Here is a 25,899-nt window from a genome sequence, read left to right as displayed (position 1 = left end):
CCTTGGTCGACGAACGTTGCGACCCGCCATTTTTCGGCGATGGAATACTGATACTCGACGCTGCCGGCAATCATGTAGCGGCCACCGATACGGTCGCCGTCGGAGTTTTCCGGGGACAGGCTCTGGTAGTCGTAACCGCGCACGCTCTGATCGCCACCGGCGAAGAAGCGCAGCGACGGCGGCACCGATTTGTAGCCATTGGTGGCGCTGCCACCCACCTGCACCCGACCGAGGAAACGGTGTTTATCGAACACCGTGGTCAGGCCTTTGACCAGCGCGGTGCCGTAAAGCAGGTTGTTGTCGGAACCCAAGCCTTCCTTGGCCACTTTGGTTTCGAACTGCAGGCGATAGCCGTTGTGCGGGTCGATGCGGTTGTCGCTTTTCAGGTAGGAATAGCTGACGCCGGGCATCAGCAGATTGCTCAGCCCCGAGTCATCGCCGAGTCGATATTCTTCGCGCTGCCATTTCAGCGACACCACCCGCTGCCAGCCGCTGGGCAACTTGCTGTGCCATTCGGGGCCGAGGGTCAGCAGTTTGCTCAGGCTGTCCTTGTCGGCGATTTCTTCGCTCTGATAACCACCGGCGAAACGCAGTTTGTCGGTCAGCGGCGGGTCCAGCGGAATGTCGTAGAACAGCCCGACGTTTTGCCGTGGTGCCGAGACTTCGGTTTCCCAGCCATAGCTGTGGCCTTGAGGGTTGACCCAGTGCCGGGTCCAGTTGGCCTTGACCCGTGGGCCGACGTCTGTGGAATAGCCCAGGCCGAGGCCCATGGTCCGCGGCTTGCGGGTGTCGAGCTTGACGTCCACCGGGATCACATCGTTCTTGGACGCCGTCGGCGCGGCGTCGACGCGCACGCCTTCGAAGTACCCGCTTGCCTGCAGATTCTGATTCAGTTCGGCGATCAGTTCGGAGTCATAGGGCTCACCCGCCTTGAACGGCACCATGCGTTGCAGCAACTCTTCGTCGAACGGCGTATCGCCTTCGAAACTGACTTTACCCAAGGTGTAACGCGGGCCGCTTTCGTAGATCAGTTCGATGTCGGCAACGCCGGCTCGCGGGTCGACCGCGAGTTTCTGCCGGGTGAAATAACCGCTGAAGAAACCGTAACGCGAGGCCTGGTTCTGGATCAGCCGCTTGGCGTCTTCGTAGCGGCCATGATTGAGCACCGCGCCGGTTTTCAGCGCATTGCTTTTGGGCACACGAAAGGTTTTGAGGGAGGCCGCAGGGCCGTCGATGCGAATAGTGACATTGCGCAAATGCACAGGCTCGCCGGGATCGATGTTCATGACCAGGCGCGGTGTCTTGCCGCCCTTCACGTCCGTGTCGATCTGTGGCTGGTAATAACCCAAGGCCTGGGCGGCCTTGCGCGCCTGTTCTTCGGCGCCACGACTGAAGCGCAACAAGGCCTCCTCGTCACGATCGCCGAGGCTGCCGATATAGCCCTCTATATTGGCCTTCAGTTCATCGTTGGACGGTTTGATCCGCACATCCAATTCACTTTGCGCCAGCGCCGCGCAGCTGGTGATCAGCATCAGCACGCCGCTGGTAATTCTTCCTGGAAACTTCATAGGCGCGGATGCTATCACGAGCGTGGGAGCGTGATAGAGCCTCGCGCCCCGCGAAAGTTCTACCGTTTTATGCCGTGGCGGTTTGCAGCACCTGTGGGTTGGCGTGGAAAAACACGTGCTCGCGGATCGGTCCTACCGCCACTTCACCGATTTCCTCGTAGCCCTGACGTTTATAGAACTCCAGATAACGCGGATTCCCGGTATCGAGCACTACACCCTGGGAATGTTCATCGACCGCGCACCAGTTATGGACCGCCTGCAGCAGTTGTTCGCCGAAGTGCTTGCCCTGAAATTGCGGGTGAACCCCCAGCAATGGCAGCAGGTGCACCGAATCGGACGGCACGCAGGCCATCACCGCGTCGTGGTATTCAAGGTAGCGGCGAGTGCAGCGAAAACCGGTGCTGAGCACCATCCGCAGGCGCCACGCCCAGCTTTCGGTGATGCCCAGGCGTCGTTGCGGCGGCGCGATCAGCGCGATACCGATCAAGCGATCGTTGACCAGCAGGCCGATGGCCGGCAAGTCCTGAAGAAAGTGTTGCTTGACCAGTTCCCGCACGGTGGCGCGCACCCGCTGTTCATAACCGGGACGTTCGGCTTCGAAGAGGTAGCCGAAGGTCGGCTCGTGGCGGTAGGCCTGGTACAACAGGGAGCGGGCTTCGCGGGAATAGCCGCTGTCGAGCATGTGGATATCGGCGATGACGGTCGAGGTTTCGGGCATAACGGTCATTCTCCCCGGCGCGGCTCGGGTGGCTGCGCTCTTATTGGTACGAGCGTTTGGGTGGCTTCACAGTTCCCCAGACAGGTATAGACCAAAGATCAGGATCTTCATCGACTGAACTGGCCTCTTCGCGGGCAAGCCTCGCTCCTACAGGTGAATCAATTGGGTGCAACTCAAAACCTGTAGGAGCGAGGCTTGCCCGCGAAGAGGCCGGTACTGCCAATGAAGATCTGACAGAACACAGCGAATCCCCTCACCCCACACTGGCCCCAATCCCACAGGTCAGCTAGCATCGCCCTTTTGCCAGGACTGCCGACCATGAAGATCGTCTCCTTCAACATCAACGGGCTGCGTGCTCGTCCTCATCAGCTGGCGGCGCTGATCGAAAAGCATCAGCCGGACGTGATCGGCCTGCAGGAAACCAAGGTCCACGACGATCAATTCCCGCTGGCCGAGGTCCAGGCGCTGGGCTATCACGTGTATTTCCACGGGCAAAAAGGTCACTACGGCGTCGCCCTGCTCTCGCGCAAGGAACCGCTGGAACTGCACAAAGGTTTCGTCACCGATGAAGAAGACGCCCAGCGCCGCTTCATCTGGGGCACTTTCGCCGACGCCAATGGCGTGCCGGTGACCATCATGAACGGCTATTTCCCACAAGGTGAAAGCCGCGACCATCCGACCAAATTCCCGGCCAAGGAACGTTTCTACAACGATCTGCAGCACCTGCTGGAAAGTCAGTTCAACAACGAACAGCCGCTGGTGGTGATGGGCGATGTGAACATTTCCCCGGAAGACTGCGACATCGGCATCGGCCCGGACAACATGAAGCGCTGGCTGAAAACCGGCAAATGCAGCTTCCTCCCGGAAGAACGCGAGTGGATGGCACGCCTGAAGAACTGGGGCCTGGTGGACAGCTTCCGCCACCTTAACCCGGACGTGGCCGACCGATTCAGCTGGTTCGACTACCGCAGCCGTGGCTTTGAGGATGAACCAAAGCGCGGGCTGCGGATTGACGTGATCATGGCGTCCCACGGCTTGTTGCCGCGAGTGAAGGATGCCGGCGTGGATTACGAACTGCGCGGGATGGAAAAACCGTCGGACCATGCGCCGATCTGGCTTGAGTTGAGCTGATCCCCCGGCTCAACGCAGCTCAACTGTAGGAGCAAGCTTGCTCGCGATGAGGGTCTGACATTCAACATCTATGTTGCCTGACACTCCGCCATCGCCGGCAAGCCGGTTTCGCTCCCACATTAGTAACTGTCATCTTTCAGAAACCTTACTGACTTAATCTCCCGGCACTTTCTTTGTTCTTTAAAGGTGCCGGCATGACGCTGCGCGTTTTCTTCCTGTTAATGCTGTGCGCCGGGTTGCCCATCACCGCGTCGGCCGCTGACTTGCCGACGCCCAAACAGGGACCGGTGCTGCGCATCCAGGGTTCCAACACCATTGGCGCGGCATTGGGCCCGGCGCTGGTCGAGGGCTTGATGCGCGAGCAAGGCTTGCTCAAGGTCCACAGCGAAACCCCGGACAAAGCCAACGAATTGCGCGTGGTCGGCGAAACCGCTCAGGGCCGCCGGGTTATGGTGGACATCGCGGCCCACGGTTCCAGCACCGGTTTCACCGCCCTGAAAAACACCACGGCGGACCTCGCTGCCTCTTCGCGCCCGATCAAGGACAGCGAACTGCTGGCCCTGCAATCCCTCGGCGACCTGAAGAGCCCCGACGCCGAGCAGGTGATCGCCATCGACGGCCTGGCAATCATCCTTCATCCGCAAAACCCGCTGAATCAACTCAACACCGAACAACTGGCGCAAATCTTCAGCGGCGAAGTGAAAACCTGGGAAGAACTCGGCGGCAGCGGCGGAGCCATTCACCTGTATGCGCGGGATGACCAATCGGGCACGTACGACACGTTTAAGGAAGTGGTGCTCAGTCGTCGTGGGAAAACGCTGAACAGCGCAGCGAAACGTTTCGAATCCAGCGAGCAGTTGTCCGACGCGGTCAGCCTCGACCCGCAGGGCATCGGTTTTATCGGCCTGCCCTACGTGCGTCAGGCTAAAGCCGTAGCGATCGTCGATGGCCAATCCCAGGCCATGCTGCCGCTCAGCAGCCTGATCGCCACGGAAGACTATCCGTTGTCGCGACGGTTGTTCTTTTACCTGCCGCCCAACGCCAAAAACCCCTGGGCCGAAGCGTTGGTGGCGTTTGCGCAAAGCAGCAACGGTCAGGCCATCGTCGCGGCCAACGGGTTTATAGCCCAGACCGTCCAGGCGATGGCCGTCACGCCCAATGCATTGATGCCCGAGGGTTATCAGGCGCTCAGCCGCCACGCACAGCGCTTGACCGTGAATTTTCGTTTCGAGGAAGGCAGCGCAACGCTGGACAACAAGGCCCGACAGGACCTGACGCGGGTGCTTGATTACCTTCAGCAGAACCAGAAAACCAACCGGCAGGTGACGTTGGTGGGGTTTGGCGATGCCAAGAGCGATCCGGCGCGGGCTGACCTGCTGTCGAAATTGCGGGCCATGGCGGTGCGGCGGGAGTTGGTGAAAAGCGGCGTGGTGTTTCGCGAGATTCGCGGTTTTGGCGCCGAGATGCCGGTGGCGGCCAATAGTGCGGATGAGGGGCGGATCAAGAATCGGCGGGTTGAGGTTTGGGTGTATTGATGGGTTTTGTGTGTATATCCGTTGCTGCGGTCACGGCGGCTATTGGTTTCGCCCTTACGGCGAGTCACTTGGAGAAGCGCCAAGTAACCAAGCGCTCTTGCCCCTTTCGTTCGGTGCCTCGCCTAGGCTCGGCATACCCTCGCTCCGGTCCTGCTCCGTGGGCCCGCCGCCATCGGCCATCCATGGCCGGGGGCGGCTAACCCGGCATCCATGCCGGGTTGCCCACTGCGCAGAACCTCCACTCGGCCTCTCGAGGGGGCGCTCAGATCAAAAGCTGAAGGCGAGCTAACGCTCGGCCTGATGAGTGGTGAAGATCAAAGGCGTACGCGCGCCCTGTAGGAGCCGGCTTGCCGGCGAAAATCGTCTGGGCACCGCGTTCATTCAGACAGCCCGCGTTATCGTTGACGTCCATCGCCAGCAAGCTGGCTCCTACGGGGAAATGCATATGTGTTCGGAATGTACACGATCAACTGTAGGAGCCGGCTTGCCGGCGATGGCGGTGGGTCAGTCGACGTATGTATTGGCTGGACGGACGCTATCGCCAGCAAGCCGGCTCCTACAGGGGTTTGGTGTACATGTCGGGAATGAGTGAACGCATCAGAGAAGGACAACGCGGACAACTGAAGAGCCAGGTCGGCTTTCAGGCCGCCTCGGCGGCTGTGGCGGTAGTCGCCCCCTCGAGAGGCCGAGCGCAGGTTCTGCGCAGTGGGCAACCCGGCATGGATGCCGGGTTAGCCGCGCACGGCCAAGGATGGCCGATCGCGGCGGGCCCACGGAGCAGGACCGGAGCGAGGGTATGCCGAGCCTAGGCGAGGCACCGAACGAAAGGGGCAAGAGCCCTTTGGTTACTTTGGGGCTTTTCCAAAGTGACTCGCCGTAAGGGCGAAACCAATAGCCGCCATGACCACAACAACGGATATATACGCTTAAGTACGCATCCCCCGCCCACTCACCAACAACCGCGCACACCCGATATACAACACCACCGTCGCCACCAGCATGAACGTAATCGCCACACTGATCCTGATGTCCGAAACACCGAGGATGCCATAGCGAAACGCATTGACCATATGCAAAACAGGGTTCGCCAACGACACCGTCTGCCAAAACGGCGGCAACAACGAGATCGAGTAAAACACCCCGCCCAGATAAGTCAGCGGCGTCAGCACAAACGTCGGAATGATCGAGATGTCATCAAAGTTGCGCGCAAACACCGCGTTGATGAACCCCAGCAACGAGAAGATCGTCGCCGTCAGCACCACCACCAGAATGGTCACGCCCAGGTGATGCACCTGCAACTTGGTAAAGAACAGCGACAGCAACGTCACAATGAGCCCGACCATCAACCCGCGCAGCACGCCGCCCAGGGTGTAGCCGATCAGAATCGTGTGCGGCGACACCGGCGACACCATCAATTCCTCGATGGAGCGCTGGAACTTGCTGCCGAAGAAACTCGACACCACGTTGCCGTAGGAGTTGGTGATCACCGACATCATGATCAGCCCCGGCACGATGTATTCCATATAGGTGAAACCACCCATGTCACCGATCTGCCGGCCGATAAGATTGCCGAAGATCACGAAGTACAAAACCATGGTGATCGCAGGCGGCAGCAGCGTCTGCGGCCAGATCCGGGTGAAGCGTTTGACCTCGCGATAAACGATGGTATTGAGCGCGACGAGATTGGGCTGCAGCTCGGAACTCATACGGCCACCTTCGACAGATTTTTCTCCACCAGGGACACGAACAACTCCTCGAGGCGATTGGTTTTGTTACGCAGGCTCAGCACTTCGATGTTCTGCTGCGCCAGTTGAGTGAACAACGCGGTGATGCCCATGGACTTGTCGACCTGGACTTCAAGGGTATGGCCGTCGAGCAAACGGGTCGGGTAACCCAGCAACTGCGGCGCAACGCTCAGCATGTTTTTCGTGTCGAGCAGGAAGGTTTCCACATGCAGCTGGCCAAGCAGCTGTTTCATGCTGGTGTTCTCGACAATCGTGCCGTGGTCGATGATGCCGATGTTGCGACACAACTGCTCAGCCTCTTCCAGATAGTGCGTGGTGAGGATGATGGTGATGCCTTTCTGGTTCAGCTCGGTGAGGAACGTCCACATCGAACGACGCAGCTCGATATCGACCCCCGCCGTCGGTTCGTCGAGGATCAGCAGGCGCGGCTCGTGAACCAGCGCGCGGGCGATCATCAAGCGACGCTTCATGCCGCCGGACAATGAACGCGACGGCACATCGCGCTTGTCCCACAAGCCAAGTTGGGTCAGGTATTGCTCGGCGCGTTCCTTGGCGATTTTCGGCGGGATGCCGTAATAACCGGCCTGGGTCACGACGATGTCGAAGGTTTTTTCGAACTGGTTGAAGTTGAATTCCTGGGGCACCACGCCGATGGAGCGCTTGAGCTGCGCAGGATTCTTGTCCAGGTCGTTGCCGAAGATATTCACTGTGCCGCTGGTTTTGTTCACCAGGGTCGAGAGAATGCCGATGGTCGTGGATTTGCCGGCGCCGTTGGGGCCGAGCAAGGCGAAAAAGTCACCTTCGGCGACGTCCAGATCGATACCACTCAGGGCCTGGAAACCGTTGCCGTAGGTTTTGGTTAGCTGCCGGATGGACAGAGCGGAACTCATATCGGATTTACGCACCAAGAAGGGAAGAAAGGGATCAATAAGGGCGGGCGGCGAGCATTGCAACCGCGGCGCATGAGCGCAATGGTGCTTGTCGCCGCCACACAAGTACAGTCAAGTGTGTCGATAGTGAGTATTAAGTCAACGCGGTCATGACGGCTTTCTTGTACGCCGCACGCTGCTTCAGCCGTGCATACCAGGCTTCAAGATGTGGCTGCGGGGCACGCTCGATCGGCATCTCGAACCAGGCATAAATGAAGCTGCCGAGGGGAATGTCGCCCATGCCGATTTCATCGCCGGACAAGTACGGTTTGGCCGCCAATGCCTGATCGGCCATTGCCAGCAAGCCATTGCACTCTTTGATTGCGGCGTTGATGGCGGGCCAGTCCTGTTGATCTGCCGGTGTGCGCAAGACACCCCAGAACACGGTGCGGAACGGCCCGGCAAAACTTGAAGTGGTCCAGTCCATCCATTTGTCGGCAGTGGCGCGGGCCTTCAGATCCGAGGGATACCAGGCGGTGTCGTTGGCGTGGCGGGCCATCAGGTAACGCACGATGGCATTGGATTCCCACAGTACGAAGCCGTCGTCTTCAATCACCGGAACGCGACCGTTGGGGTTCATCGCACGATACTCGGGCGTATCGACCACACCAAAGGCGCCGCCCGCATCGATGGCTTCATAGGCCAGGCCCAATTCTTCGGCGGCCCACAAAGGTTTTCTGACATTCGACGAATTTTTCCGACCCCAGATCTTCAGCATGACCGCCTCTTGATAGATGAATGCGCAGGCAGCATACGCCGGATCAGCCGCGACTCAAATCGCTCTGCATGTCCCCCAACAGCGACGGCAACTGTTCGCTGAACAAGTGCGGATAGCACTTTTCCAGGTGTTCGAAAAAGAACGCCTCCGGCACATCGGTGAACTGACCGTGATCGATCAAGTACTCCATCAGTTGCTCGCCGTCACGATTGAACGGGTGGAAAACACTGTCGTTGATCCCGTCGAATTCCAGCGGCGCAACGTTGAACATTTCGCAGAGTTTCTGGTTGAACGCCGGCGTGGCTTTGACCCAGCGATCGTTCAGGTACAGCTCTGTATAACCATGCATGGCGAACACGTCACTCTTGAGCAATTCCAGCAAACGCGGGGTCGACAAGTGATTGCGCACATCCGCCAGACCGATCCGCGCGGGAATCCCGCAATGCCGCGCCGCACCGGCGAGCAGCGTGGCCTTGGGCACGCAATAACTCTCACCGGTCGCCAGCGCATAACTGCCGCGCAAGGTCTCTGGATCGCGGCTGAACGTGTAAGGGTTGTAACGCACGGCCTCGCGCACCGCGTAATAGAGATTGATCGCCTGCTCGAGCGGGTCGCGGTTACTGCCGCGATGTTTTTCGGCGAACTCCACCACCGACGGGTGGTCACTATCGATGAAGCGGCCGGGACGCAGATACTCGTGCATGAGGACAATCTCCAGGGGAAGCCACGAGTCTAGCGACAGGTTCAGCACAGAGATAACGACGTTTCGGCCAAACATGGACGCTTTGCCGCCCGCCCGGCGAACGATTTGCCCGGCCCGATGCCAACCGGTCCTACAAAACTCATCGAAGGTTTCCCACGATTTCAATCACCTCGCTCTGACCACCCTGTTTTGCGGATGCCGTCTAAGCTCTGAAGGTTGGTTTTGCCCTGGTTTCACGGAGGATTAAATATGCTGCTGTTGTGGATACTGGTTCTGGTTGTCGGGATTGCGTATTTAGCCCACCGCCGTATCGCCCCCCTACCCGCCCTGTGCATCGTTGCCGTTTATGTGGTGGCGATGGGGGCCTTCAGTCGTGCGCCTGGCTGGCTGCTGCTGGTGCTGTGGGTGTTGATCGCGGCCGTCGCAGCGCCCTTGTTGCTACCCGACCTGCGTCGCAAATACTTCAGCGCGCCGCTGTTCAACTGGTTCCAGAAAACCCTGCCGCCGATGTCGGAAACCGAGCGCGATGCCATCGACGCCGGCACGGTGTGGTGGGACGGCGAACTGTTCAGCGGCCGTCCGGACTGGGACAAACTGCTGTCCTATCCCAAAGCTCAACTGACCGAAGAGGAACAAGCCTTCATCGATGGCCCGACCGATGAGCTGTGCGCGATGGTCACGGACTGGCAGATCGGCCAGGACATGGACCTGCCGGCCGAAGCCTGGACCCACATCAAGGAAAACGGTTTCTTCGCCCTGATCATTCCCAAGGAATACGGCGGTAAGGGTTTTTCTGCCTACGCCCATTCCCAGGTGGCCATGAAACTGGCGACCCGCAGCGGCGACCTCGCGTCCACTGTGATGGTCCCCAACTCCCTCGGCCCGGCTGAATTGTTGCTGCATTACGGCACCGACGAACAACGCAACCATTACCTGCCACGACTGGCGCGCGGCGATGACATCCCGTGCTTCGCCTTGACCGGACCATTGGCCGGCTCCGACGCCGGCTCGATGCCCGACACCGGGGTCATCTGCAAAGGTGAATGGGAAGGCAAGGAAACCCTCGGCCTGCGCCTGAACTGGGAAAAGCGCTACATCACCCTCGGCCCGGTCGCCACCCTCCTCGGCCTGGCCTTCAAGGCGTATGACCCGGATCACTTGCTGGGTGATGAAGTGGATCTGGGCATCAGCCTCGCGCTGGTCCCTACCGACACCGCCGGTGTCGAGATCGGCCGTCGTCATCTGCCATTGGGCGCCGCCTTCATGAACGGCCCGAACTCCGGCAAGGACGTGTTCATTCCGCTGGACTTCCTCATCGGCGGCCAGGACATGCTCGGCAAAGGCTGGATGATGCTGATGAACTGCCTGTCGGTCGGGCGCTCGATTTCGTTGCCTGCGGTCGGCACCGGCGCGGCGAAGTTCACCAGCCTGGTGACCGGTCAATACGCGCAGATTCGTGAACAGTTCAACGTACCGTTGTCGGCGTTTGAAGGTATTCAGGAAGCCATGGCGCGCATCGGCGGCAACGCCTGGATGATGGATGCGGCGCGGATGCTCACCGCCAACGCGGTGGACCTCGGCGAGAAACCGTCGGTGCTGTCGGCGATTCTCAAGTACCACCTTACCGAACGTGGTCGCGAGTGCATCAGCCACGCCATGGATGTGCATGGCGGCAAGGCGATCATCATGGGGCCGAACAATTACCTCGGGCGCAACTGGAATGGCGCGCCGATCTTCATCACCGTCGAGGGCGCGAACATTCTCTCGCGCAACTTGATGATCTTCGGCCAGGGGGCGATTCGCTGCCATCCATTCGTCCTGAAAGAAATGGCCCTCGCCGGGCGTGAAGACAAGGATCAGGCCCTCACCGAGTTCGATGGCCTGCTGCTCAAGCACATCGGTTTTGCCGTGAGCAATGCTGCCAGCACACTGGTGCTGAACCTTGGTTTCGGTCAATTCGAACATGCACCGGGAGACAAGCTCAGCCAGGGGTACTTCCGTGCGCTCAACCGTCAGGCGGCTGCGTTCGCCCTGCTCGCGGACTTGAGCATGATGTTGCTGGGCGGTGAACTGAAACGTCGCGAACGTCTGTCGGCACGCCTGGGGGATGTGCTCAGCAACCTGTACCTGGCCTCCGCCGCGCTCAAGCGTTACCACGACCTCGACTCACCGGAACACATGGCGCCGCTGTTTACCTGGGCCATGGAAGAAAGCCTTGGCCAGTCGGAACGCGCGCTGGATGAATTGCTGACCAACTTCCCGAACAAGGTTTTGGGCTGCCTGTTGCGGGTGATTGTGTTCCCGCTCGGTCGCCGTCACAAAGGACCGTCGGACAAACTCGGTGCAGAAGTGGCCGCGGTGATTGGCCGGGCCAAGGGCGATCCAACCCTGGAAGAACTGCTCGGTGGCTGCTTCCGTCCGCAGTCGGCCGATGACGCCGTCGGTGCCCTGCAACACGCGTGCGACCTGTTGAACGCGGTGCAGCCGGTGCAGAAAAAACTCCACATGGCGCTCAAAAGCGGTCAGGTCAAACCGGTTGCCGGGGAAAACGTTATCGACGCCGCGCTGGAAGCTGGCGTGTTGCAGCCGGTGGAAGCGCACAACCTGCGCAATGCCGAAGTGGCGCGGCGCAAGGTGATCGATGTCGACGATTTCGACAAAGAAGAGCTGAAGCTGGCTAAAGGAAAGGTCCGCTGATCCCGCTTGCGATGTAAAAAAGGGCGCAGGAGCTTTATACTCCCGCGCCCGTTTTGCTCTTGAGGACTTATCTCGTGTCCAACATCGTTGCCGATCATCTCGTTTTGCTCGACCACCTGCGCAATATCCTGGTCGCCGTGGGTGAGGCCGATCAGGTTCCCGAAGAAAGCCATGCCTTGTTCCTGGAGCGCTTCGACGAACTGCGTGCGTTGCTGCCGGTCGACCCGATCGAAAGCCAATACCTGGGCCAGGACATCCTGTGCCAGGTGATCACCCGTTACCCGCAAATCGCTCACCTGGTCCCGCGTGACCTGTTGTGGTATTTCGCCGGTGACTGCCTGCACTACATGCCCGATGATGAAATCGACTTGTATCAGGCGCTGGAAGAACGTCGCTTCGAAGCTGAACAGAACGACGAACCGTTCGACTGGAATCAGGAAAAGCAGTTGCTGGCGATGTCGAACGACGACAGCAAGCACTGATCCCCGGTAAGAAATGCAAAAGGCCCGCATGGTTAGACATGCGGGCCTTTTTTTGTGGCATTGCGCAGTGATGTGGTGTCTGGGCGGACGCCTTCGCGGGCAAGCCTCGCTCCTACGGTTTTTGTGCAGGACCTGTAGGAGCGAGGCTTGCCCGCGAAGAGGCCCGTCAGAGCAACCCATCACTCTCGGGTAACTCATACTCAGCCGCGACCTTGCCTGCCACACCGGGTTTACCCGGCTTGCTCAACGTCGGCTCCTTCCCAAGACATTCCACCAGATAGTCGATCAACACCCGCAGCTTCGGCGGCATGTAACGCGTCGGCGAATGCAGCAACCAGGCCCCGCCGTGGTACGACGCCAGAAACGTCCAGTCCGGCAACACCTGCACAATCAAGCCCTGCTCCAGCGCATAACGCGCGGTGAAGTACGGCAGGCTGCCAATCCCGATGTGCTGCAACACCGCGCCCAGTCGCACACCGGTGTGATTGGCGGCATATCGCCCACGCACACCGACGGTGACGGCCTTGGTGCCTTTCTTGAATTTCCAGCGTGCATCACTCGGGGTCTCGCCCAGGTAGATGCAACTGTGGTTGAGCAAGTCATGGGGATGGGTCGGCGTGCCGTGCTCGGCCAAGTACTGCGGGGTAGCGCAGAGTAAATGGTCGATGGTCAGCAATTGCCGCCCGACCAGCCCGGCAGGCGGCCGATCAGTGATACGAATCGCCAGATCGACGTTGTCGTCGATCAAATCCACCTGACGGTCTTCAAGTAACAACTCCACATCCACTTTGGGATAACGCCGCAGAAATTCCGGCATATGCGGGTGAATCACGAATCGTCCTACGGCTTTGGGCACGCTGACTCGCACCAGCCCTTCCGCTTCATGGGTGAACTGACCGCTGATTTCCATCACCGACTTGGCTGCGCTGACCATCTCCTGGCAACGCTTGAATACTTCCTCGCCTCCGTCGCTCAGCCGCAGTTTGCGCGTAGTGCGTTGCAACAGGCGCGTGGCGAGTGCCTTCTCCAGACGCGAGATGCTGCGACTGACCGCCGACGGTGAAGAGCCCAGCTGACGCGCCGCTTCGGAGAAACTGCCGGTCTCGACAACCTTGACGAATATCGCCATTTCACCGAGCAACGGCAGAGGAAGATTTATGCTCACAGCGCAACAGTCCTTTGATGTTTGAACGGATTATCACGCAATTCCACGCTTCATATAATAAAAAACAAAATTTTTAATGAGGACATGGAATATGACGCTTCGCCTCTTTTTCCATAGTGATGACCTCAAGGCTAACGTGGAAGTCCTCGATTGCACGCCGCACGAGAACGAATTCGCCGTGGTGCTACGCGCCACACTGTTCCACCCTCAGGGCGGTGGACAACCCTTTGACACCGGCTGGATCGGCGAAAGCCAGGTACTGCGCGTGGTCCAGGACCCGGACCGGATCATCCATTTCGTCGACCGCCCCGTCCCTCTCGGCATGACCCAGATTCGCATCGATGAGCAACGTCGCCAGTTCAACGCACGAATGCATTCCGCCGGCCATTTGATCGGCCATATCGTCCAGGCCATGGGCTGGATGCCGATCAAGGCGCATCACTGGCCGGGCGAGGGACGTGTGCAGTTCAAACCGGTGGATTGCGCGCAGGAGGTTGACGCCCGGACCATCGAGTCCGGCATAGAACAATGGATCGCCCACGACCTGCCGCGCCTGACATCGTTGCGCGAAGGCGCCCGGGAAATCGGTTTCGGTGAACTGCCCGCCTATGGCTGCGGCGGCACCCATGTACGTAGCCTGAAGGAATTGGGCACGGTCACGATCGCTTCCGTTTCGCAGAAGAAAGGAACGCTGTCAGTCCACTACAGCGTGGACTGAGCATTTGGGCGATGCCGACTCCGGCATCGCCTGGCGCCGGGGGGGGGGCCTGCATTCGCGGGTTCCGTTGACTATCCGATAGATGGACCTGAACCATGATGCTTGACGTCGAGCGTCTCGATGAGACGTGCATAAAAAAACTGGCCAACGAAGAAGTCCTCGCCATCCGGGTCAAAAGTTTCCTGGCCCCGCCGCTGGCGATTCAGATCGGCGACAAGATTCTCGAGCCCGGTTTCGAAGGCTATATCAACGCACCGAGCATCGGTCGTATCGGCATGGCGTTTTATGAGGCTGAAAACCAGCCGCTGCTGATCGAAGACTATTTCGAACGCGCCACGCGCAACATCGCGGAACTGCGCGACCGTTGCGCGCCCTACTCGTCCCCGGTCGACACCCTGCGCTGCATGCTCGACGAGTCCTGGCCGGCGGGTGCGCATCTGGAAAACCTCTACGGCCGCAAGATGTATGTCGGCTTGTCCCGAGTGGTGAAACCCGGCGTGTGTTTTCTGGCCCACCACGACATCTTCGCCAAGGACGCTCCCGACAGTTACCAGGCCAGAAGCCTCGATGCGCAATTCGCCTGCAATGTTTACCTGAACATGCCCACCGAAGGCGGCGCGCTGCAGATGTGGGACCACGACATTTCTCCCGACCAGTTCGACGAAATGCGTGGCGACAGTTACGGCATCGATCCGGCGTTGCTCGGCGCTCCGATCCTGGAGGTCCTTCCGCAACCTGGTGACTTCATCATGTTCAATTCGCGCTGCATGCACTCGGTGACACCGGGCGTGGCCGATCCGCGTCTGAGCCTTTCTTTCTTTGTCGGCTATCGCGGCAATGCTTCACCCCTTACTTTCTGGAGTTGAGATGCAGTTTTCGAATTACCTGGGCGAATTCCTGGCGCTGGCGACAATTCACTTTCTGGCCGTGGTCGCCCCCGGACCGGACTTTGCGGTCACCATCCGCCAGAGCGTGCGTTTCGGTCGGTGGGTAGGCATCTGTACGGCGCTGGGCATTGGCGCGGGCATTTCCGTGCACGTGCTTTACACCCTGCTTGGCGTCGGCGCGCTGATGCACACCACGCCCTGGCTGCTGACCGTGGCCAAGGTGATCGGCGGTGCCTACATTTTGTACCTCGGTGTGAGCCTGTTGCGCAGCAAGCCCAAATCCGCGCTGGAAGGTGATAAAGAAACCGACGAGCCGGTCGTCGAGCAAACGCTGCTGAAGGCGTTCACCACCGGGTTTCTGACCAACGCGACCAATCCCAAGGCCACGCTGTTTTTCCTGGCGATCTTCACCACCCTCATCAGCGCCACGACCCCGCTGAACATTCAGGCGCTTTACGGCCTCTGGATGTGTTTCGTGAACGCACTGTGGTTTGTCATCGTTGCCCTGTTCTTCTCCAGCAGCCGGGTGCGCGTGCTGTTCATGCGCATGGGGCATTGGTTCGAACGCACCATGGGGGTGATTCTGATCCTGTTCGCCGGGCGCCTGATTCTGTCGATGTAAAAACCCGCCCACGCAAAAGGCCCGCTCAGTCTGACTGGCGGGCCTTTTTTTTGGCTTGGATATAAATTTTTCACAAACAAAAACGCCGCTCAATGAGCGGCGTTTTTGTGAATTTGGAGCGGGAAACGAGACTCGAACTCGCGACCCCGACCTTGGCAAGGTCGTGCTCTACCAACTGAGCTATTCCCGCAAATGGCGTCCCCTAGGGGACTCGAACCCCTGTTACCGCCGTGAAAGGGCGGTGTCCTAGGCCACTAGACGAAGGGGACACGCTGCCCGGAACACATGGTGTGTGTTTCGGTGCCCAGACCCGCATCCGAAGACTTGGTTCTGGTTTCACTCAGCCCTGCCCGAAAGCAACGCTGTTTAAAATTGGAGCGGGAAACGAGACTCGAACTCGCGACCCCGACCTTGGCAAGGTCGTGCTCTACCAACTGAGCTATTCCCGCATATTGGCGTCCCCTAGGGGACTCGAACCCCTGTTACCGCCGTGAAAGGGCGGTGTCCTAGGCCACTAGACGAAGGGGACACACGTACAACATTCACTCCCTACCGCGTTTCGCTGTGTGCTTTACGCTGTAAGTGGCGCGCATTCTATGGATGGATTGAGGGGTCGTCAACCCCCAGATATAAATTTATTTAAATCAATGACTTCGCCCTGCTTTAAGCAGCGAATACGGCTTTTTGCTCGCCCTGTGTTTGACGCCTATATTCTGACACCCGCCAAGACGTTATAGTCCACCCACGCAACAGATGATGGCAATGTGCACCAAGCACACTATTACTTATATAAGCAGGTTTGCGGTCGATACAGGCATAAGTCTGTTCGTTTCAACCCGTCGAGCGGCCCTATGCGCTCCCCTGCCAAGCCACTACACTCGCACGCGAATCCCATAAAGAGGTCTTACCGGTGACACCACTCATGATCACCCTGCTAGTCGTAGCCGGGATCGCACTATTGATCGCCATTGGGTACATGAACCATGTGGTGGAAAACAACAAACTGGAAAAGGCCCGCACCAAGGTTGAGCTCAACGACCGCCTGCGTCGCTGTGGCGAAATTACCGAAACGTTCCCTGGCCAGCTGATGACTCCGGCTCTCAAGCTGTTGTTGACTCGCCTGGAACTGAACGTCTGCCAGCGCCTGTTGAATCTGGAAAAATCCAGCGCCAACCTCAAGGTGCGGATCAGCGAACTGAACACCCTGGTCGCGCAGGGCGAATCGATCCCGGTCAACAACCCGCCGGCACCGATCCAGACCGAAGCCAAGGCCAAGGATGTACGCTTCCTGCTCGAGGCCCTGCACGGTCAGATCACCCGCGCGGCACAGGACGGTTTCCTGCCAACCAATGAAGCCAAACGCTGGATCCGCGAAGTTCGCCACATCCTGGTTCTGTTGCACATCGAATTCTTCAACAACCTCGGCCAGCACGCCCTGCAACAAAACCAGCCTGGCCAGGCTCGCCTGGCGTTCGAACGTGGTGTGCAATACCTGCGCAAACAACAGGAACCTCAGGTCTACGCCGAACAACTCGAATACCTGGAAAAGCTCCTGGCCCGTGCGAATGCACAAGTCATGGACAAAACTGCGCCGGCCGAAGGCGAAGTGAACCAATTGACCGAAGGCCTCAAAGACGTCGAGGCGGATGCGGACTGGAAGAAGAGAGTGATTTACGACTGATCACGCAAAGATGAAGAGCCACCGACAAGGTGGCTTTTTTTTGCGTTGGGTTTTAGCGGCGGGTACATCCGGGGAAGATTGGGCGGCTGTCAGGCCGTCATCGCCGGCAAGCCGGCTCCTACAAAGGGCGTGGTACATCCGAGAGAATCAGGTCGGTTGTCAGGCCGTCATCGCTGGCAAGCCAGCTCCTACAAAGGGCGTGGCACATCCGCGAGAATCAGGTCGGTTGTCAGGCCGTCATCGCTGGCAAGCCGGCTCCTACAAAGGGCGTGGTACATCCGCGAGAATCAGGTCGGTTGTCAGGCCGTCATCGCCGGCAAGCCGGCTCCTACAAAGGGCGTGGTACATCCGAGAAAATCAGGTCGGTAGTCAGGCCGCCATCGTCGGAACGCCGCCCGCAGCAAGCCGGCTCCTACAAAGGGCGTGGTACATCCGCGAGAATCAGGTCGGTTGTCAGGCCGCCATCGCCGGCAAGCCGGCTCCTACAGGGGATCGCGTTTGCTTTCGCTTCTCACCACTCATCAGGCCGAGCGTTAGCTCGCCTTGCGCTTTTGATTTTGATCTGCCCGCCCCTTCGGGAGGCTGAGTGGAGGTTCTGCGCAGTGGGCAACCCGGCATGGATGCCGGGTTAGCCGCCCCCGGCCATGGATGGCCGATGGCGGCGGGCCCACGGAGCAGGACCGGAGCGAGGGAACGCCGAGCCTTAGCGAGGGGCCGGACGCCGGGGCGAGACCTTTTGGTTCCTTTTGGGGCGTTTGCCAAAAGGGACTCGCCGTAAGGGCGAAACCGTGAGCGGCCGTTACACCAAGAATGGATATGTACACCAACAAGAGATAGGTCGGATATCAGGCCGCCATCGCCGGCAAGCCAGCTCCTACAAGGGCCATACCGATCAAAGCCGGAAATGCCCGACCATCCCCTTCAACTCAACCCCCAACTGCGCCAACTCGATACTCGACGCCGCATTCCCCTGCATCGCCAACGAAGACTGATCAGCACTCGCACGAATACTGGTCACACTGCGATTGATCTCCTCAGCCACAGAACTCTGCTCCTCCGCAGCCGCTGCGATCTGTTGGTTCATCTGCTGAATCAACGACACCGCCGCAGCAATACTGCCCAAGGCACTTTCGGTCTGAAGCGCATCACTGACCGCCAGTTTCACCAATTCGCCACTGCTCTGAATCTGATGCACCGACGACTGCGCCGCCGAACGCAAGGCACTGACCAGACGCTCAATCTCCTCGGTCGATTGCTGGGTCCGCTTCGCCAAGGCCCGCACTTCATCGGCAACCACCGCAAACCCCCTGCCCTGCTCGCCGGCCCGTGCCGCCTCGATGGCCGCGTTCAGCGCCAACAGGTTGGTCTGCTCAGCCACACTCTTGATCACGCTGAGCACCGTGCCGATATTCTGGATCTCCGCACTCAGGCTCTCGATGCTGGAACTGGCCGAGGACGCCGAGTCGGCCAGCTGCTCGATCCGCGCCATGCTCTGGCGCACCACCACCTGGCCACTTTCGACCTTGTCGTCCGCCGTCTGCGCAGCCTGGGCAGCTTCTTCCGCGTTACGTGCAACATCGTGCACGGTGGCGGTCATCTGGTTCATTGCAGTTGCGACCTGCTCGGTTTCTTCTTTCTGACTGCTGACTTCAAGATTGGTCTGTTCGGTCACCGCCGACAGCGATTGCGCGGAACTGGCCAATTGTTCGATACCCGCCTGCAAACCGCTGACAATGCTGCTGAGCCCCGCGCCCATTTGCTGCATGGCCTGCATCAGTTGGCCGATCTCGTCCCGGCGGGTCACTTCAACCGTCGCACTCAAATCGCCCGCGGCAATCTGCTGAGCCACACGGATCACACTGCGCAACGGCCCCACGATCAATCGGGTAATCACCCACGCCGCGATCAGCCCGACCAGCAAGGCCAGGGCCGATGAACCGATAATCAGCAGCGAATTCTTTTTCAGCTCGGCCTGCATCGACTGGTCTTCGGCAACATAGGCCTGATCCACCCGCTCCACCACCTGCGCGGCGCGCTGATGCAGCTGTTCATAGACGGTTTTTTCCTGGGCCAGCAGGCCGGTGTACTCGGCAAGTTTTTCGCTGAAACCGCCAATGTGCCCGACCACCTCATTGAGGACCGTCTGATAGCCCTCGTCCTTGACCGTGGTTTTCAACTGCTCGGCCTGAGCCAGCGCCTGGTCGGCCTGCTCGATCTTGCCCTGGCTGGCACTGTCATCGCCCTTGCGGCTCTGGTCCAGACGCACGCGCGCCTCGTTCATGGCTTGCAACATCAGCCGCGATACCTGGCTGACCTGATTGGCCTGTTCGATGAACTGGCTACCGTCCTTGCCCTCGGAGTCCTTCAAGGTATAAGCGCCATCGTCGGCGAGACCGGCCTGCAACACATCAAGGTTGTTGGCCACGCTGGACACCGACCAACTGGCCATTTCCAGCGCCAGGTCCTTGGCCTGACTCAGCGAGACAAATTCGTCAAACGCCTTGCGATAAGCTCCCAGCGATTGCTCGACGTCGTTCATCACCGGAACGTTGGCCGGTGATTGCGCCTTGAGCTGATTCGCCAGGACGACCAGGCCTTCAACGCCCTCGTGCAACGCAGTGACGATTTTCGGGTTGCCGTGCAAGGCGTATTCCTGCTCAAGCAACCGCACCTTGAGCAGGCCACTGTTGAGCGACGACATCTGTTTGAGCCCGTCGAAGCGCTGGCTGATGGTTTGCAGGGACCATACGCCGATGGCCGCCACCAGGGCTGTCAACAGCAGCACCAGCAGAAACCCGACACCCAGTTTTTTTGCCATACCGAGGTTGGCAAAACGTCCTTGCACGGCCGAAATCATTGCACTTAGTCCCCTGACATAGTCTGTTAACGCAGATTCGCAACGGGCCTGTGTCAACACAAGTCTCTGGCGTCGGAATAATGGCAAAAAGCTACGCCAACGTCGTTTTCAGAACGCTTGAGGTCGATTCAAAGCGGTGGCCTGAAAAAACGCCCGGGCTCGCGGATCACAGGCATAGGCCACATTGATACGCTGCCAATCACCGGCCTCGCCGGCAGGACTGAAGGCTGTCGCGCAAGACAGCAGGACACCGTGGCGTCGAGCCTGAATCCGCAGGTGAGCGTAGTCGGACTTGCGCGATCGCGCCCAGATGAACAGGCCCCCGACGGGTTTGCCGAAGACCTCCCACTCGGCGTCTTCCAGCATCTGCAATGCGGCCTCTCGGTCACCGCTCAGACGCTGCCGCAGGCGCAGCACCAACTTGCGATAGGCACCGCTCGCCAACAGGCAGGCCAGCACCGACTCGCAAAACCCGGAAGTACTCAGGCTGCTGATCCTCTTGACCTCGGCCAGCCTCGATATGACTACCGCGCCAGCCACTACAAAGCCGACCCGCAACGAACTGCTGAGAATCTTGGAATAGCTGCCGAGGTAAATCACGTTGTCATCGGTCTCCAGGGCGGCGAGCCGCACGCCCGGGCCACTGTGCAAATCCGCGTAGACATCGTCTTCGATCACCAGCGCGCCATGGGTTTTCGCCAGTTGCAGGACCTGCTCTGCCACCGCCGGCGCCAGGCTGCTGCCCGTCGGGTTGTGATAGAAGCTGTTGATGAACAATGCCCGGGGCTTGTTCTCCCGCAGCAGTGCCGTGAGCGCTTCGATGTCCGGCCCGCGCGGCGTGCGCGGTACTTCGAGCATGTTGACACCGCGCAGCCTGAGCAACTCGAACAGCAAGGAGTAACCGGGGCTTTCTACCACCACGCAATCACCTGGTTTGAGCAAGGTGCGCACGATCAGGTCAAGCCCCTGACTGGCGCCCGCCGTTGTCATAATTCGACTTTCTTCTGCGGCGATATCCAGCAGCCTCAGGCGCTTGAGGATTTGCTGACGCAACGCCCGCAAACCCAACGGCGTGCTGTAGTTGAACAGCGCAGCCATGTCCGTGCGACTGACCTCACGGATCGCGTAGCTCAGGTCGTCGGTTTCACGCCAGCTTTCGGGAAGCCCGCCACTCCCCAGCGGCAGCTCACCCTCCCTGCTGCGTGAATTGACCTCTGTACCTTCTAACCACGGCGAGTCCGCAGCGACCAACGCCGGGGTTGCGACGACGAACCCCGCGCCATGACGTGGCGCCAGCATGCCTTGGGCCACCAGCCGCTCACAGGCCTCAATGACGCTGGTCTGACTGAGCAAGTTGGCCCGTGCGATTTGCCGCGCAGAAGGCAAACGCGCCCCCGGCTCCATTTCGCTCTGACGCAGCCAGCAAGCCAGCGCGTCGACGATTTGCTGTACGACCGGCACCATTGCCTGTCGATCGATTCTCAATTCCATGAGCAAGCAAACTCCTGTTTGTTTCGCGGAAAACAGTTAATCACAGCAACGCGGGATGGGCTGTGCGACAACGCCGCCAAAACTCACGGATCTAACCATTTGAAACACATTGCCCGAGCCATTGCGCAGGAAAAAAAAAACCCGCACACGTGGCGGGTTTTCTTGCGGTGCATGGCCCGGCTTCAGAACGCCGTGACGCCCCCGTCCACCGCCAGCGAATGACCGGTGGTGAACGCGGCACCGTCGCTGCACAGGTACAGCACGGCACTGGCGATTTCTTCGACCTTGCCGATGCGACCCACCGGGTGCATGGCGCTGGCGAACTCGCCCTTCTTCGGATCAGCTTCATAGGCGCGGCGGAACATGTCGGTGTCGATCACCGCCGGGCATACCGCGTTCACGCGAATCTTTTTCTTGGCGTATTCGATTGCCGCCGATTTGGTCAGGCCGATCACCGCGTGCTTCGACGCCGCATAGATGCTCATCTTCGGCGCGGCACCGAGGCCAGCCACCGACGCCGTGTTGACGATCGCGCCTCCGCCCTGAGCCAGCAACAACGGCAGCTGATACTTCATGCACAGCCAGACGCCTTTGACGTTGACGCCCATGATCGCGTCGAATTCGTCGACCGTGCCTTCGGCCAGTTTGCCTTTCTCGATTTCAATGCCCGCGTTATTGAAGGCGTAGTCGAGACGGCCGTAGGTATTCACCACTTCGTCCATCAGATTTTTTACATCGCTTTCCAGGGTGACGTTGCAACGCACGAAGGTCGCTTCGCCGCCCGCCGTACGAATCAGCGCCACGGTGCCTTCACCGCCTGCGGTGTCCATGTCGGCCACCACCACTTTCAACCCTTCGGCGGCGAACGCTTGGGCGGTCGCGCGGCCGATACCATTGGCGGCGCCCGTGACTACAGCGACCTGGCCGGAAAACGTCATGCTCATTGTGATGCCCTCGAAGTGAAGAATGTGCAAGTTAGCGTGCGACAAGTCTAGCCACAGGCACGACCCGCGCGGCAGCACTATCAGAAGCCCGGTTAAGTGACCATGAGTTGCAGTGATAAAACCACCGGACCGACTATCACTGCACTGGATCGATGTGCATTCGCCGCATCAGCCAAACTTGCGGGGTCGTCCATGAAGGTCTATCAACAAGTCTTCATTCATCTTGAGTGCCTGTCATGACTACCCAGACCAATCGCCAGTTCCTGCTCGCCAAACGTCCGGTGGGCGCGGCGACCCGCGAGACATTTACCTATCAGCAAGTCCCGGTCGGCGAACCGGCCACGGGTCAGATCCTGGTCAAAAACGAATACCTGTCCCTGGACCCGGCCATGCGTGGCTGGATGAACGAGGGCAAGTCCTACATCCCGCCGGTCGGTATCGGCGAAGTCATGCGCGCACTGGGCGTAGGCAAAGTCGTGGCGTCCAGCCATCCGGGGTTTGCGGTCGGGGACTACGTCAACGGCGCCCTGGGTGTGCAGGATTACTTCCTCGGCGAGCCGCGCGGCTTCTATAAAGTCGATCCGAAACTGGCACCGTTGCCACGTTACTTGTCCGCGCTGGGCATGACCGGGATGACGGCCTACTTCGCTCTGCTCGATGTCGGCGCACCGAAGGAAGGTGACACCGTGGTGCTTTCCGGCGCGGCCGGTGCGGTAGGCAGCATCGCCGGGCAGATCGCCAAGATCAAAGGCTGCCGCGTGATCGGCATCGCGGGCGGCGCGGACAAGTGCAAGTTCCTGATCGACGAACTGGGTTTTGACGGTGCCATCGATTACAAGAGCGAAGACGTCGTCGCCGGCCTCAAGCGCGAATGCCCGAAAGGTGTGGACGTGTATTTCGATAACGTCGGCGGCGATATTCTCGACGCCGTGCTGAGCCGTCTCAACCTGAAGGCACGGGTGGTGATCTGCGGCGCCATCAGCCAGTACAACAACAAGGAAGCGGTCAAAGGGCCGGCCAACTATTTGTCGCTGCTGGTTAACCGCGCACGCATGGAAGGCTTTGTGGTGATGGACTATGCCGCACAGTTCGCCGCGGCCGGGCAGGAAATGGCCGGGTGGATGGCCAAGGGGCAGCTCAAGAGCAAGGAAGACATTGTCGAAGGGCTGGAGACGTTCCCGGAGACGCTGATGAAGTTATTCAGCGGCGAGAATTTCGGCAAGTTGGTGCTGAAGGTTTAACCCGATATTTAAATTCACCACAAAACCAATGTGGGAGCGGGCCTGCTCGCGATAGCGGTGTACCCGTCAACAATGATGTCGACTGACACTCCGTCTTCGCGAGCAGGCTCGCTCCCACATTTGATTTTCAGCGTCTGGTCAGGCGATTTCGGCTACGACGTCAGCCAACGCCTTGGCCGGATCCGCCGCCTGGCTGATCGGACGGCCGATCACCAGGTAATCGGAACCGGCATCCAGTGCCTGACGCGGCGTCAGAATGCGGCGTTGATCGTCCTGGGCGCTGCCCGCCGGACGAATCCCCGGGGTCACCAGTTGCAACGACGGGTGAGCCGATTTCAAGGCCTGGGCTTCCAGCGCCGAGCACACCAGACCGTCCATCCCGGCTTTTTCCGCCAGCGCAGCCAGGCGCAACACTTGCTCCTGCGGTTCGATGTCCAGACCAATGCCGGCCAGATCTTCACGCTCCATGCTGGTCAGCACGGTCACGCCAATCAGCAGCGGTTTCGGGCCGGTACGCTGATCGAGCACTTCACGGCAAGCCGCCATCATGCGCAGACCACCGGAGCAGTGCACGTTGACCATCCACACGCCCATTTCCGCCGCGGCTTTTACCGCCATGGCGGTGGTGTTCGGGATGTCGTGGAACTTGAGGTCCAGGAACACTTCGAAACCCTTGTCGCGCAAGGTGCCGACGATTTCCGACGCGCAGCTGGTGAACAGTTCCTTGCCGACTTTGACCCGGCACAGTTTCGGGTCCAACTGGTCGGCCAGCTTCAGTGCGGCGTCACGGGTGGGGAAATCCAGGGCGACGATGATAGGAGTCTGGCAGACGGACATGTGCGGGCTCTCAGGCAGGACGAAATCGGCGCGCATTGTAGCGGAACCAGCGCGGCTGCGGGACCCGATGATCGGTAAATCGTCGTCGGCGCTCAGCCAAGCCTAGCCCTTTCGCCGATTGTGTCGAGACCGATACACTCACGACACGCCCACAACACCCTTCCCCGCTACCCTCGGCAGCCGCAACACGTCCTTACAGCACTTCCCGCCTCCGGGCCGGACGCCTATGCTGAAGCCACAACCTCGCAGCCCATCTTTGTGGTTGGCAGCCTACCTGGCAGATGAACGCACGCATGCACAACACCCACGCACCTGTGAACGACGATCAAAAAGCGCCCGGCGATGACAAACGCTGGAGCATTCGCGCCCTGATCGTCGACGATGACGTCCCGATCCGCGAACTGATGATCGACTACCTGGCCCGCTTCAACATCCACGCCAGCGGCGTCACCGATGGCGCGGCCATGCGCCTGGCGCTGCAAGCGGAGCATTTCGACGTGGTGGTGCTCGACCTGATGCTACCCGGCGAAGACGGACTGTCGCTGTGCCGCTGGTTGCGCGCCGAATCGGACATTCCGATCCTGATGCTCACCGCGCGTTGCGAACCCACCGACCGGATCATCGGCCTGGAACTGGGCGCCGACGATTACATGGCCAAACCATTCGAACCACGGGAGCTGGTCGCGCGGATTCAGACCATTCTGCGTCGGGTGCGCGACGACCGCACCGAACAGCGTGCGAATATTCGCTTCGATAACTGGCGCCTGAACAGCGTGCTGCGCCAGTTGATCGCGGCGGATGGCCTGGTGGTGCCGCTGTCCAACGCCGAGTTCCGCTTGCTCTGGGTGTTCATCGAACGTCCGCGCCGGGTGCTCAGCCGTGAACAATTGCTGGATGCGGCGCGCGGTCGTTCGATAGAAGCCTTTGATCGCAGCATCGACCTGCTGGTTTCGCGTCTGCGCCAGAAACTCGGGGACGACCCGAAAGCCCCACAGTTGATCAAAACCGTTCGCGGCGAGGGTTACCTGTTCGATGCACGAGACATCGGCTGATGCGTGCGCGCTTCGATACGCTGTTCGGTCGCCTGTTTGGCGTGCTGCTGGTGGCGATCATCCTGGCGCATCTGCTGGCGTTTGCCTGGTTTCATCATTACGGCCCACCTCCGCCGCCGCCCCCGCCCGAGTTCGCCCAAGGCTTCGACGGACCGCGCGCCGCATCCAGCAATTGTTC

Annotated in this window: 21 protein-coding genes, 4 tRNA genes and 2 pseudogenes; 11 read left to right on the top strand and 16 right to left on the bottom strand. The window is 59.8% G+C overall.

Annotation, left to right across the window (positions count from 1 at the left end; translation table 11 throughout):
* On the bottom strand, positions 1 to 1,568 hold a 1,568-nt coding region (locus tag KGB27_RS24095; protein ID WP_223556582.1), incomplete at its 3' end, for an autotransporter assembly complex protein TamA.
* A gap of 67 nt (positions 1,569 to 1,635) precedes the next feature.
* Complete coding sequence (locus KGB27_RS24090) at positions 1,636 to 2,286, bottom strand: GNAT family N-acetyltransferase (protein WP_008032790.1); 651 nt, start codon at positions 2,284 to 2,286, stop codon at positions 1,636 to 1,638.
* 318 nt (positions 2,287 to 2,604) lie between these two features.
* Between KGB27_RS24090 and xthA the strand changes: the two genes are divergently transcribed.
* Together xthA and KGB27_RS24080 are read left to right on the top strand one after the other, a co-directional pair.
* Positions 2,605 to 3,417 carry an exodeoxyribonuclease III gene (gene xthA, locus KGB27_RS24085; protein ID WP_223556580.1) on the top strand — a complete coding sequence of 271 codons (813 nt, stop codon included), beginning with the start codon at positions 2,605 to 2,607 and terminating at the stop codon, positions 3,415 to 3,417.
* A 194-nt stretch (positions 3,418 to 3,611) separates the two neighbouring features.
* Positions 3,612 to 4,952: a substrate-binding domain-containing protein gene (locus KGB27_RS24080; protein ID WP_223556578.1), complete on the top strand. Its 1,341-nt coding sequence runs from the start codon at positions 3,612 to 3,614 to the stop codon at positions 4,950 to 4,952.
* A 926-nt stretch (positions 4,953 to 5,878) separates the two neighbouring features.
* On the opposite strand, the gene KGB27_RS24075 is transcribed toward KGB27_RS24080, so the two are convergent.
* The 4 genes from KGB27_RS24075 to KGB27_RS24060 all read right to left on the bottom strand — a co-directional run bounded on the left by KGB27_RS24075 (position 5,879) and on the right by KGB27_RS24060 (position 9,047).
* A complete protein-coding gene (locus KGB27_RS24075; RefSeq protein WP_008032943.1) occupies positions 5,879 to 6,658 on the bottom strand; it encodes an ABC transporter permease in 780 nt (259 codons plus the stop codon).
* Positions 6,655 to 7,587, bottom strand: coding sequence for an ABC transporter ATP-binding protein (locus tag KGB27_RS24070; RefSeq protein ID WP_008032944.1), 933 nt, complete (start codon positions 7,585 to 7,587; stop codon positions 6,655 to 6,657). The genes KGB27_RS24075 and KGB27_RS24070 overlap by 4 nt, the downstream gene beginning before the upstream one ends.
* A 133-nt stretch (positions 7,588 to 7,720) precedes the next feature.
* Positions 7,721 to 8,344 (bottom strand): glutathione S-transferase family protein, encoded by a 624-nt coding sequence (locus KGB27_RS24065; RefSeq protein WP_192420268.1) that lies wholly within the window; start codon positions 8,342 to 8,344, stop codon positions 7,721 to 7,723.
* A gap of 43 nt (positions 8,345 to 8,387) precedes the next feature.
* Positions 8,388 to 9,047 (bottom strand): transglutaminase-like domain-containing protein, encoded by a 660-nt coding sequence (locus tag KGB27_RS24060; protein ID WP_008045164.1) that lies wholly within the window; start codon positions 9,045 to 9,047, stop codon positions 8,388 to 8,390.
* Between the two features lie 249 nt (positions 9,048 to 9,296).
* Here KGB27_RS24060 and KGB27_RS24055 point away from each other — a divergent pair, with 249 nt between their 5' ends.
* Both KGB27_RS24055 and KGB27_RS24050 read left to right on the top strand, forming a co-directional pair.
* Positions 9,297 to 11,744, top strand: coding sequence for an acyl-CoA dehydrogenase (locus KGB27_RS24055; RefSeq protein WP_223556576.1), 2,448 nt, complete (start codon positions 9,297 to 9,299; stop codon positions 11,742 to 11,744).
* 74 nt (positions 11,745 to 11,818) lie between these two features.
* The gene (locus KGB27_RS24050) at positions 11,819 to 12,226 is read left to right on the top strand and encodes a PA2817 family protein (RefSeq protein WP_223556574.1); all 408 of its coding nucleotides are present in this window, start codon (positions 11,819 to 11,821) and stop codon (positions 12,224 to 12,226) included.
* Positions 12,227 to 12,392: 166 nt separating this feature from the next.
* Here the strand turns inward: KGB27_RS24050 and KGB27_RS24045 are convergent, their stop codons facing one another.
* On the bottom strand, positions 12,393 to 13,391 hold the full coding sequence (locus tag KGB27_RS24045) for a LysR family transcriptional regulator (protein ID WP_008036719.1): 999 nt from the start codon (positions 13,389 to 13,391) through the stop codon (positions 12,393 to 12,395).
* A gap of 91 nt (positions 13,392 to 13,482) precedes the next feature.
* On the opposite strand from KGB27_RS24045, the gene KGB27_RS24040 reads away from it, so the two are divergent.
* The 3 genes from KGB27_RS24040 (at position 13,483) to KGB27_RS24030 (ending at position 15,618) form a co-directional block, all read left to right on the top strand.
* Complete coding sequence (locus KGB27_RS24040; protein WP_223556571.1) at positions 13,483 to 14,109, top strand: alanyl-tRNA editing protein; 627 nt, start codon at positions 13,483 to 13,485, stop codon at positions 14,107 to 14,109.
* A 95-nt stretch (positions 14,110 to 14,204) separates the two neighbouring features.
* Positions 14,205 to 14,975, top strand: coding sequence for a 2OG-Fe(II) oxygenase (locus KGB27_RS24035; RefSeq protein ID WP_223556568.1), 771 nt, complete (start codon positions 14,205 to 14,207; stop codon positions 14,973 to 14,975).
* A 1-nt stretch (position 14,976) separates the two neighbouring features.
* Positions 14,977 to 15,618 carry a LysE family translocator gene (locus KGB27_RS24030; protein ID WP_223556566.1) on the top strand — a complete coding sequence of 214 codons (642 nt, stop codon included), beginning with the start codon at positions 14,977 to 14,979 and terminating at the stop codon, positions 15,616 to 15,618.
* Positions 15,619 to 15,732: 114 nt separating this feature from the next.
* Here KGB27_RS24030 and KGB27_RS24025 read toward each other — a convergent pair.
* From KGB27_RS24025 to KGB27_RS24010, 4 genes are all read right to left on the bottom strand, one after another.
* Positions 15,733 to 15,808, bottom strand: a tRNA-Gly gene (locus tag KGB27_RS24025).
* A 3-nt stretch (positions 15,809 to 15,811) separates the two neighbouring features.
* Positions 15,812 to 15,887: transfer RNA gene (locus KGB27_RS24020), tRNA-Glu, on the bottom strand.
* Positions 15,888 to 15,991: 104 nt separating this feature from the next.
* Positions 15,992 to 16,067: transfer RNA gene (locus KGB27_RS24015), tRNA-Gly, on the bottom strand.
* 4 nt (positions 16,068 to 16,071) lie between these two features.
* Positions 16,072 to 16,147 (bottom strand) — tRNA-Glu (locus KGB27_RS24010).
* Between the two features lie 393 nt (positions 16,148 to 16,540).
* Here KGB27_RS24010 and KGB27_RS24005 point away from each other — a divergent pair.
* Positions 16,541 to 17,299: a hypothetical protein gene (locus KGB27_RS24005; protein WP_032832315.1), complete on the top strand. Its 759-nt coding sequence runs from the start codon at positions 16,541 to 16,543 to the stop codon at positions 17,297 to 17,299.
* Positions 17,300 to 18,191: 892 nt separating this feature from the next.
* Here the strand turns inward: KGB27_RS24005 and KGB27_RS31665 are convergent.
* From KGB27_RS31665 to KGB27_RS23990, 4 genes and pseudogenes are all read right to left on the bottom strand, one after another.
* On the bottom strand, positions 18,192 to 18,896 hold the full coding sequence (locus KGB27_RS31665; RefSeq protein WP_404943265.1) for a methyl-accepting chemotaxis protein: 705 nt from the start codon (positions 18,894 to 18,896) through the stop codon (positions 18,192 to 18,194).
* Positions 18,897 to 19,100: 204 nt separating this feature from the next.
* A pseudogene (locus KGB27_RS31660) lies at positions 19,101 to 19,277 on the bottom strand (HAMP domain-containing protein); the annotation flags it as partial.
* Positions 19,278 to 20,264: 987 nt separating this feature from the next.
* Positions 20,265 to 21,647 carry a PLP-dependent aminotransferase family protein gene (locus tag KGB27_RS23995; RefSeq protein ID WP_223556563.1) on the bottom strand — a complete coding sequence of 461 codons (1,383 nt, stop codon included), beginning with the start codon at positions 21,645 to 21,647 and terminating at the stop codon, positions 20,265 to 20,267.
* Positions 21,648 to 21,829: 182 nt separating this feature from the next.
* Positions 21,830 to 22,591 (bottom strand): SDR family oxidoreductase, encoded by a 762-nt coding sequence (locus tag KGB27_RS23990; RefSeq protein WP_008041586.1) that lies wholly within the window; start codon positions 22,589 to 22,591, stop codon positions 21,830 to 21,832.
* 236 nt (positions 22,592 to 22,827) lie between these two features.
* On the opposite strand from KGB27_RS23990, the gene KGB27_RS23985 reads away from it, so the two are divergent.
* Positions 22,828 to 23,832 (top strand): NADP-dependent oxidoreductase, encoded by a 1,005-nt coding sequence (locus KGB27_RS23985; RefSeq protein WP_192227925.1) that lies wholly within the window; start codon positions 22,828 to 22,830, stop codon positions 23,830 to 23,832.
* Positions 23,833 to 23,970: 138 nt separating this feature from the next.
* On the opposite strand, the gene pyrF is transcribed toward KGB27_RS23985, so the two are convergent.
* Positions 23,971 to 24,669, bottom strand: coding sequence for an orotidine-5'-phosphate decarboxylase (gene pyrF / locus KGB27_RS23980; protein WP_167362965.1), 699 nt, complete (start codon positions 24,667 to 24,669; stop codon positions 23,971 to 23,973).
* A 293-nt stretch (positions 24,670 to 24,962) separates the two neighbouring features.
* Here pyrF and KGB27_RS23975 point away from each other — a divergent pair, with 293 nt between their 5' ends.
* Both KGB27_RS23975 and KGB27_RS23970 read left to right on the top strand, forming a co-directional pair.
* Entirely contained in the window at positions 24,963 to 25,721 is a 759-nt protein-coding gene (locus KGB27_RS23975) for a response regulator (protein ID WP_008029291.1), read from the top strand.
* Positions 25,721 to 25,899 (top strand): annotated as a pseudogene (locus KGB27_RS23970) (two-component sensor histidine kinase); the annotation flags it as partial. The gene KGB27_RS23975 and the pseudogene KGB27_RS23970, both read left to right, overlap by 1 nt.

This window comes from Pseudomonas sp. BF-R-01, assembly GCF_019946615.1.
GTDB lineage: Bacteria > Pseudomonadota > Gammaproteobacteria > Pseudomonadales > Pseudomonadaceae > Aquipseudomonas > Aquipseudomonas migulae.
Note: the sequence above shows the minus strand (reverse complement) of the source record. Positions and strands in the feature narration are given on the sequence as shown.

Excerpts from the sequence above, each read along its gene's own strand:
- KGB27_RS24080 (WP_223556578.1), top strand. The coding sequence starts at position 3,612 with ATGACGCTGCGCGTTTTCTTCCTGTTAATGCTGTGCGCCGGGTTGCCC.
- KGB27_RS24005 (WP_032832315.1), top strand. The coding sequence starts at position 16,541 with ATGATCACCCTGCTAGTCGTAGCCGGGATCGCACTATTGATCGCCATT.
- KGB27_RS24035 (WP_223556568.1), top strand. The coding sequence starts at position 14,205 with ATGATGCTTGACGTCGAGCGTCTCGATGAGACGTGCATAAAAAAACTG.
- KGB27_RS23990 (WP_008041586.1), bottom strand. The coding sequence starts at position 22,591 with ATGAGCATGACGTTTTCCGGCCAGGTCGCTGTAGTCACGGGCGCCGCC.
- xthA (WP_223556580.1), top strand. The coding sequence starts at position 2,605 with ATGAAGATCGTCTCCTTCAACATCAACGGGCTGCGTGCTCGTCCTCAT.
- KGB27_RS23985 (WP_192227925.1), top strand. The coding sequence starts at position 22,828 with ATGACTACCCAGACCAATCGCCAGTTCCTGCTCGCCAAACGTCCGGTG.
- KGB27_RS24090 (WP_008032790.1), bottom strand. The coding sequence starts at position 2,286 with ATGCCCGAAACCTCGACCGTCATCGCCGATATCCACATGCTCGACAGC.
- pyrF (WP_167362965.1), bottom strand. The coding sequence starts at position 24,669 with ATGTCCGTCTGCCAGACTCCTATCATCGTCGCCCTGGATTTCCCCACC.
- KGB27_RS23975 (WP_008029291.1), top strand. The coding sequence starts at position 24,963 with ATGCACAACACCCACGCACCTGTGAACGACGATCAAAAAGCGCCCGGC.
- KGB27_RS24055 (WP_223556576.1), top strand. The coding sequence starts at position 9,297 with ATGCTGCTGTTGTGGATACTGGTTCTGGTTGTCGGGATTGCGTATTTA.
- KGB27_RS24070 (WP_008032944.1), bottom strand. The coding sequence starts at position 7,587 with ATGAGTTCCGCTCTGTCCATCCGGCAGCTAACCAAAACCTACGGCAAC.
- KGB27_RS24040 (WP_223556571.1), top strand. The coding sequence starts at position 13,483 with ATGACGCTTCGCCTCTTTTTCCATAGTGATGACCTCAAGGCTAACGTG.
- KGB27_RS24065 (WP_192420268.1), bottom strand. The coding sequence starts at position 8,344 with ATGCTGAAGATCTGGGGTCGGAAAAATTCGTCGAATGTCAGAAAACCT.
- KGB27_RS24075 (WP_008032943.1), bottom strand. The coding sequence starts at position 6,658 with ATGAGTTCCGAGCTGCAGCCCAATCTCGTCGCGCTCAATACCATCGTT.
- KGB27_RS24060 (WP_008045164.1), bottom strand. The coding sequence starts at position 9,047 with ATGCACGAGTATCTGCGTCCCGGCCGCTTCATCGATAGTGACCACCCG.
- KGB27_RS24030 (WP_223556566.1), top strand. The coding sequence starts at position 14,977 with ATGCAGTTTTCGAATTACCTGGGCGAATTCCTGGCGCTGGCGACAATT.
- KGB27_RS23995 (WP_223556563.1), bottom strand. The coding sequence starts at position 21,647 with ATGGAATTGAGAATCGATCGACAGGCAATGGTGCCGGTCGTACAGCAA.
- KGB27_RS31665 (WP_404943265.1), bottom strand. The coding sequence starts at position 18,896 with ATGACCGCCACCGTGCACGATGTTGCACGTAACGCGGAAGAAGCTGCC.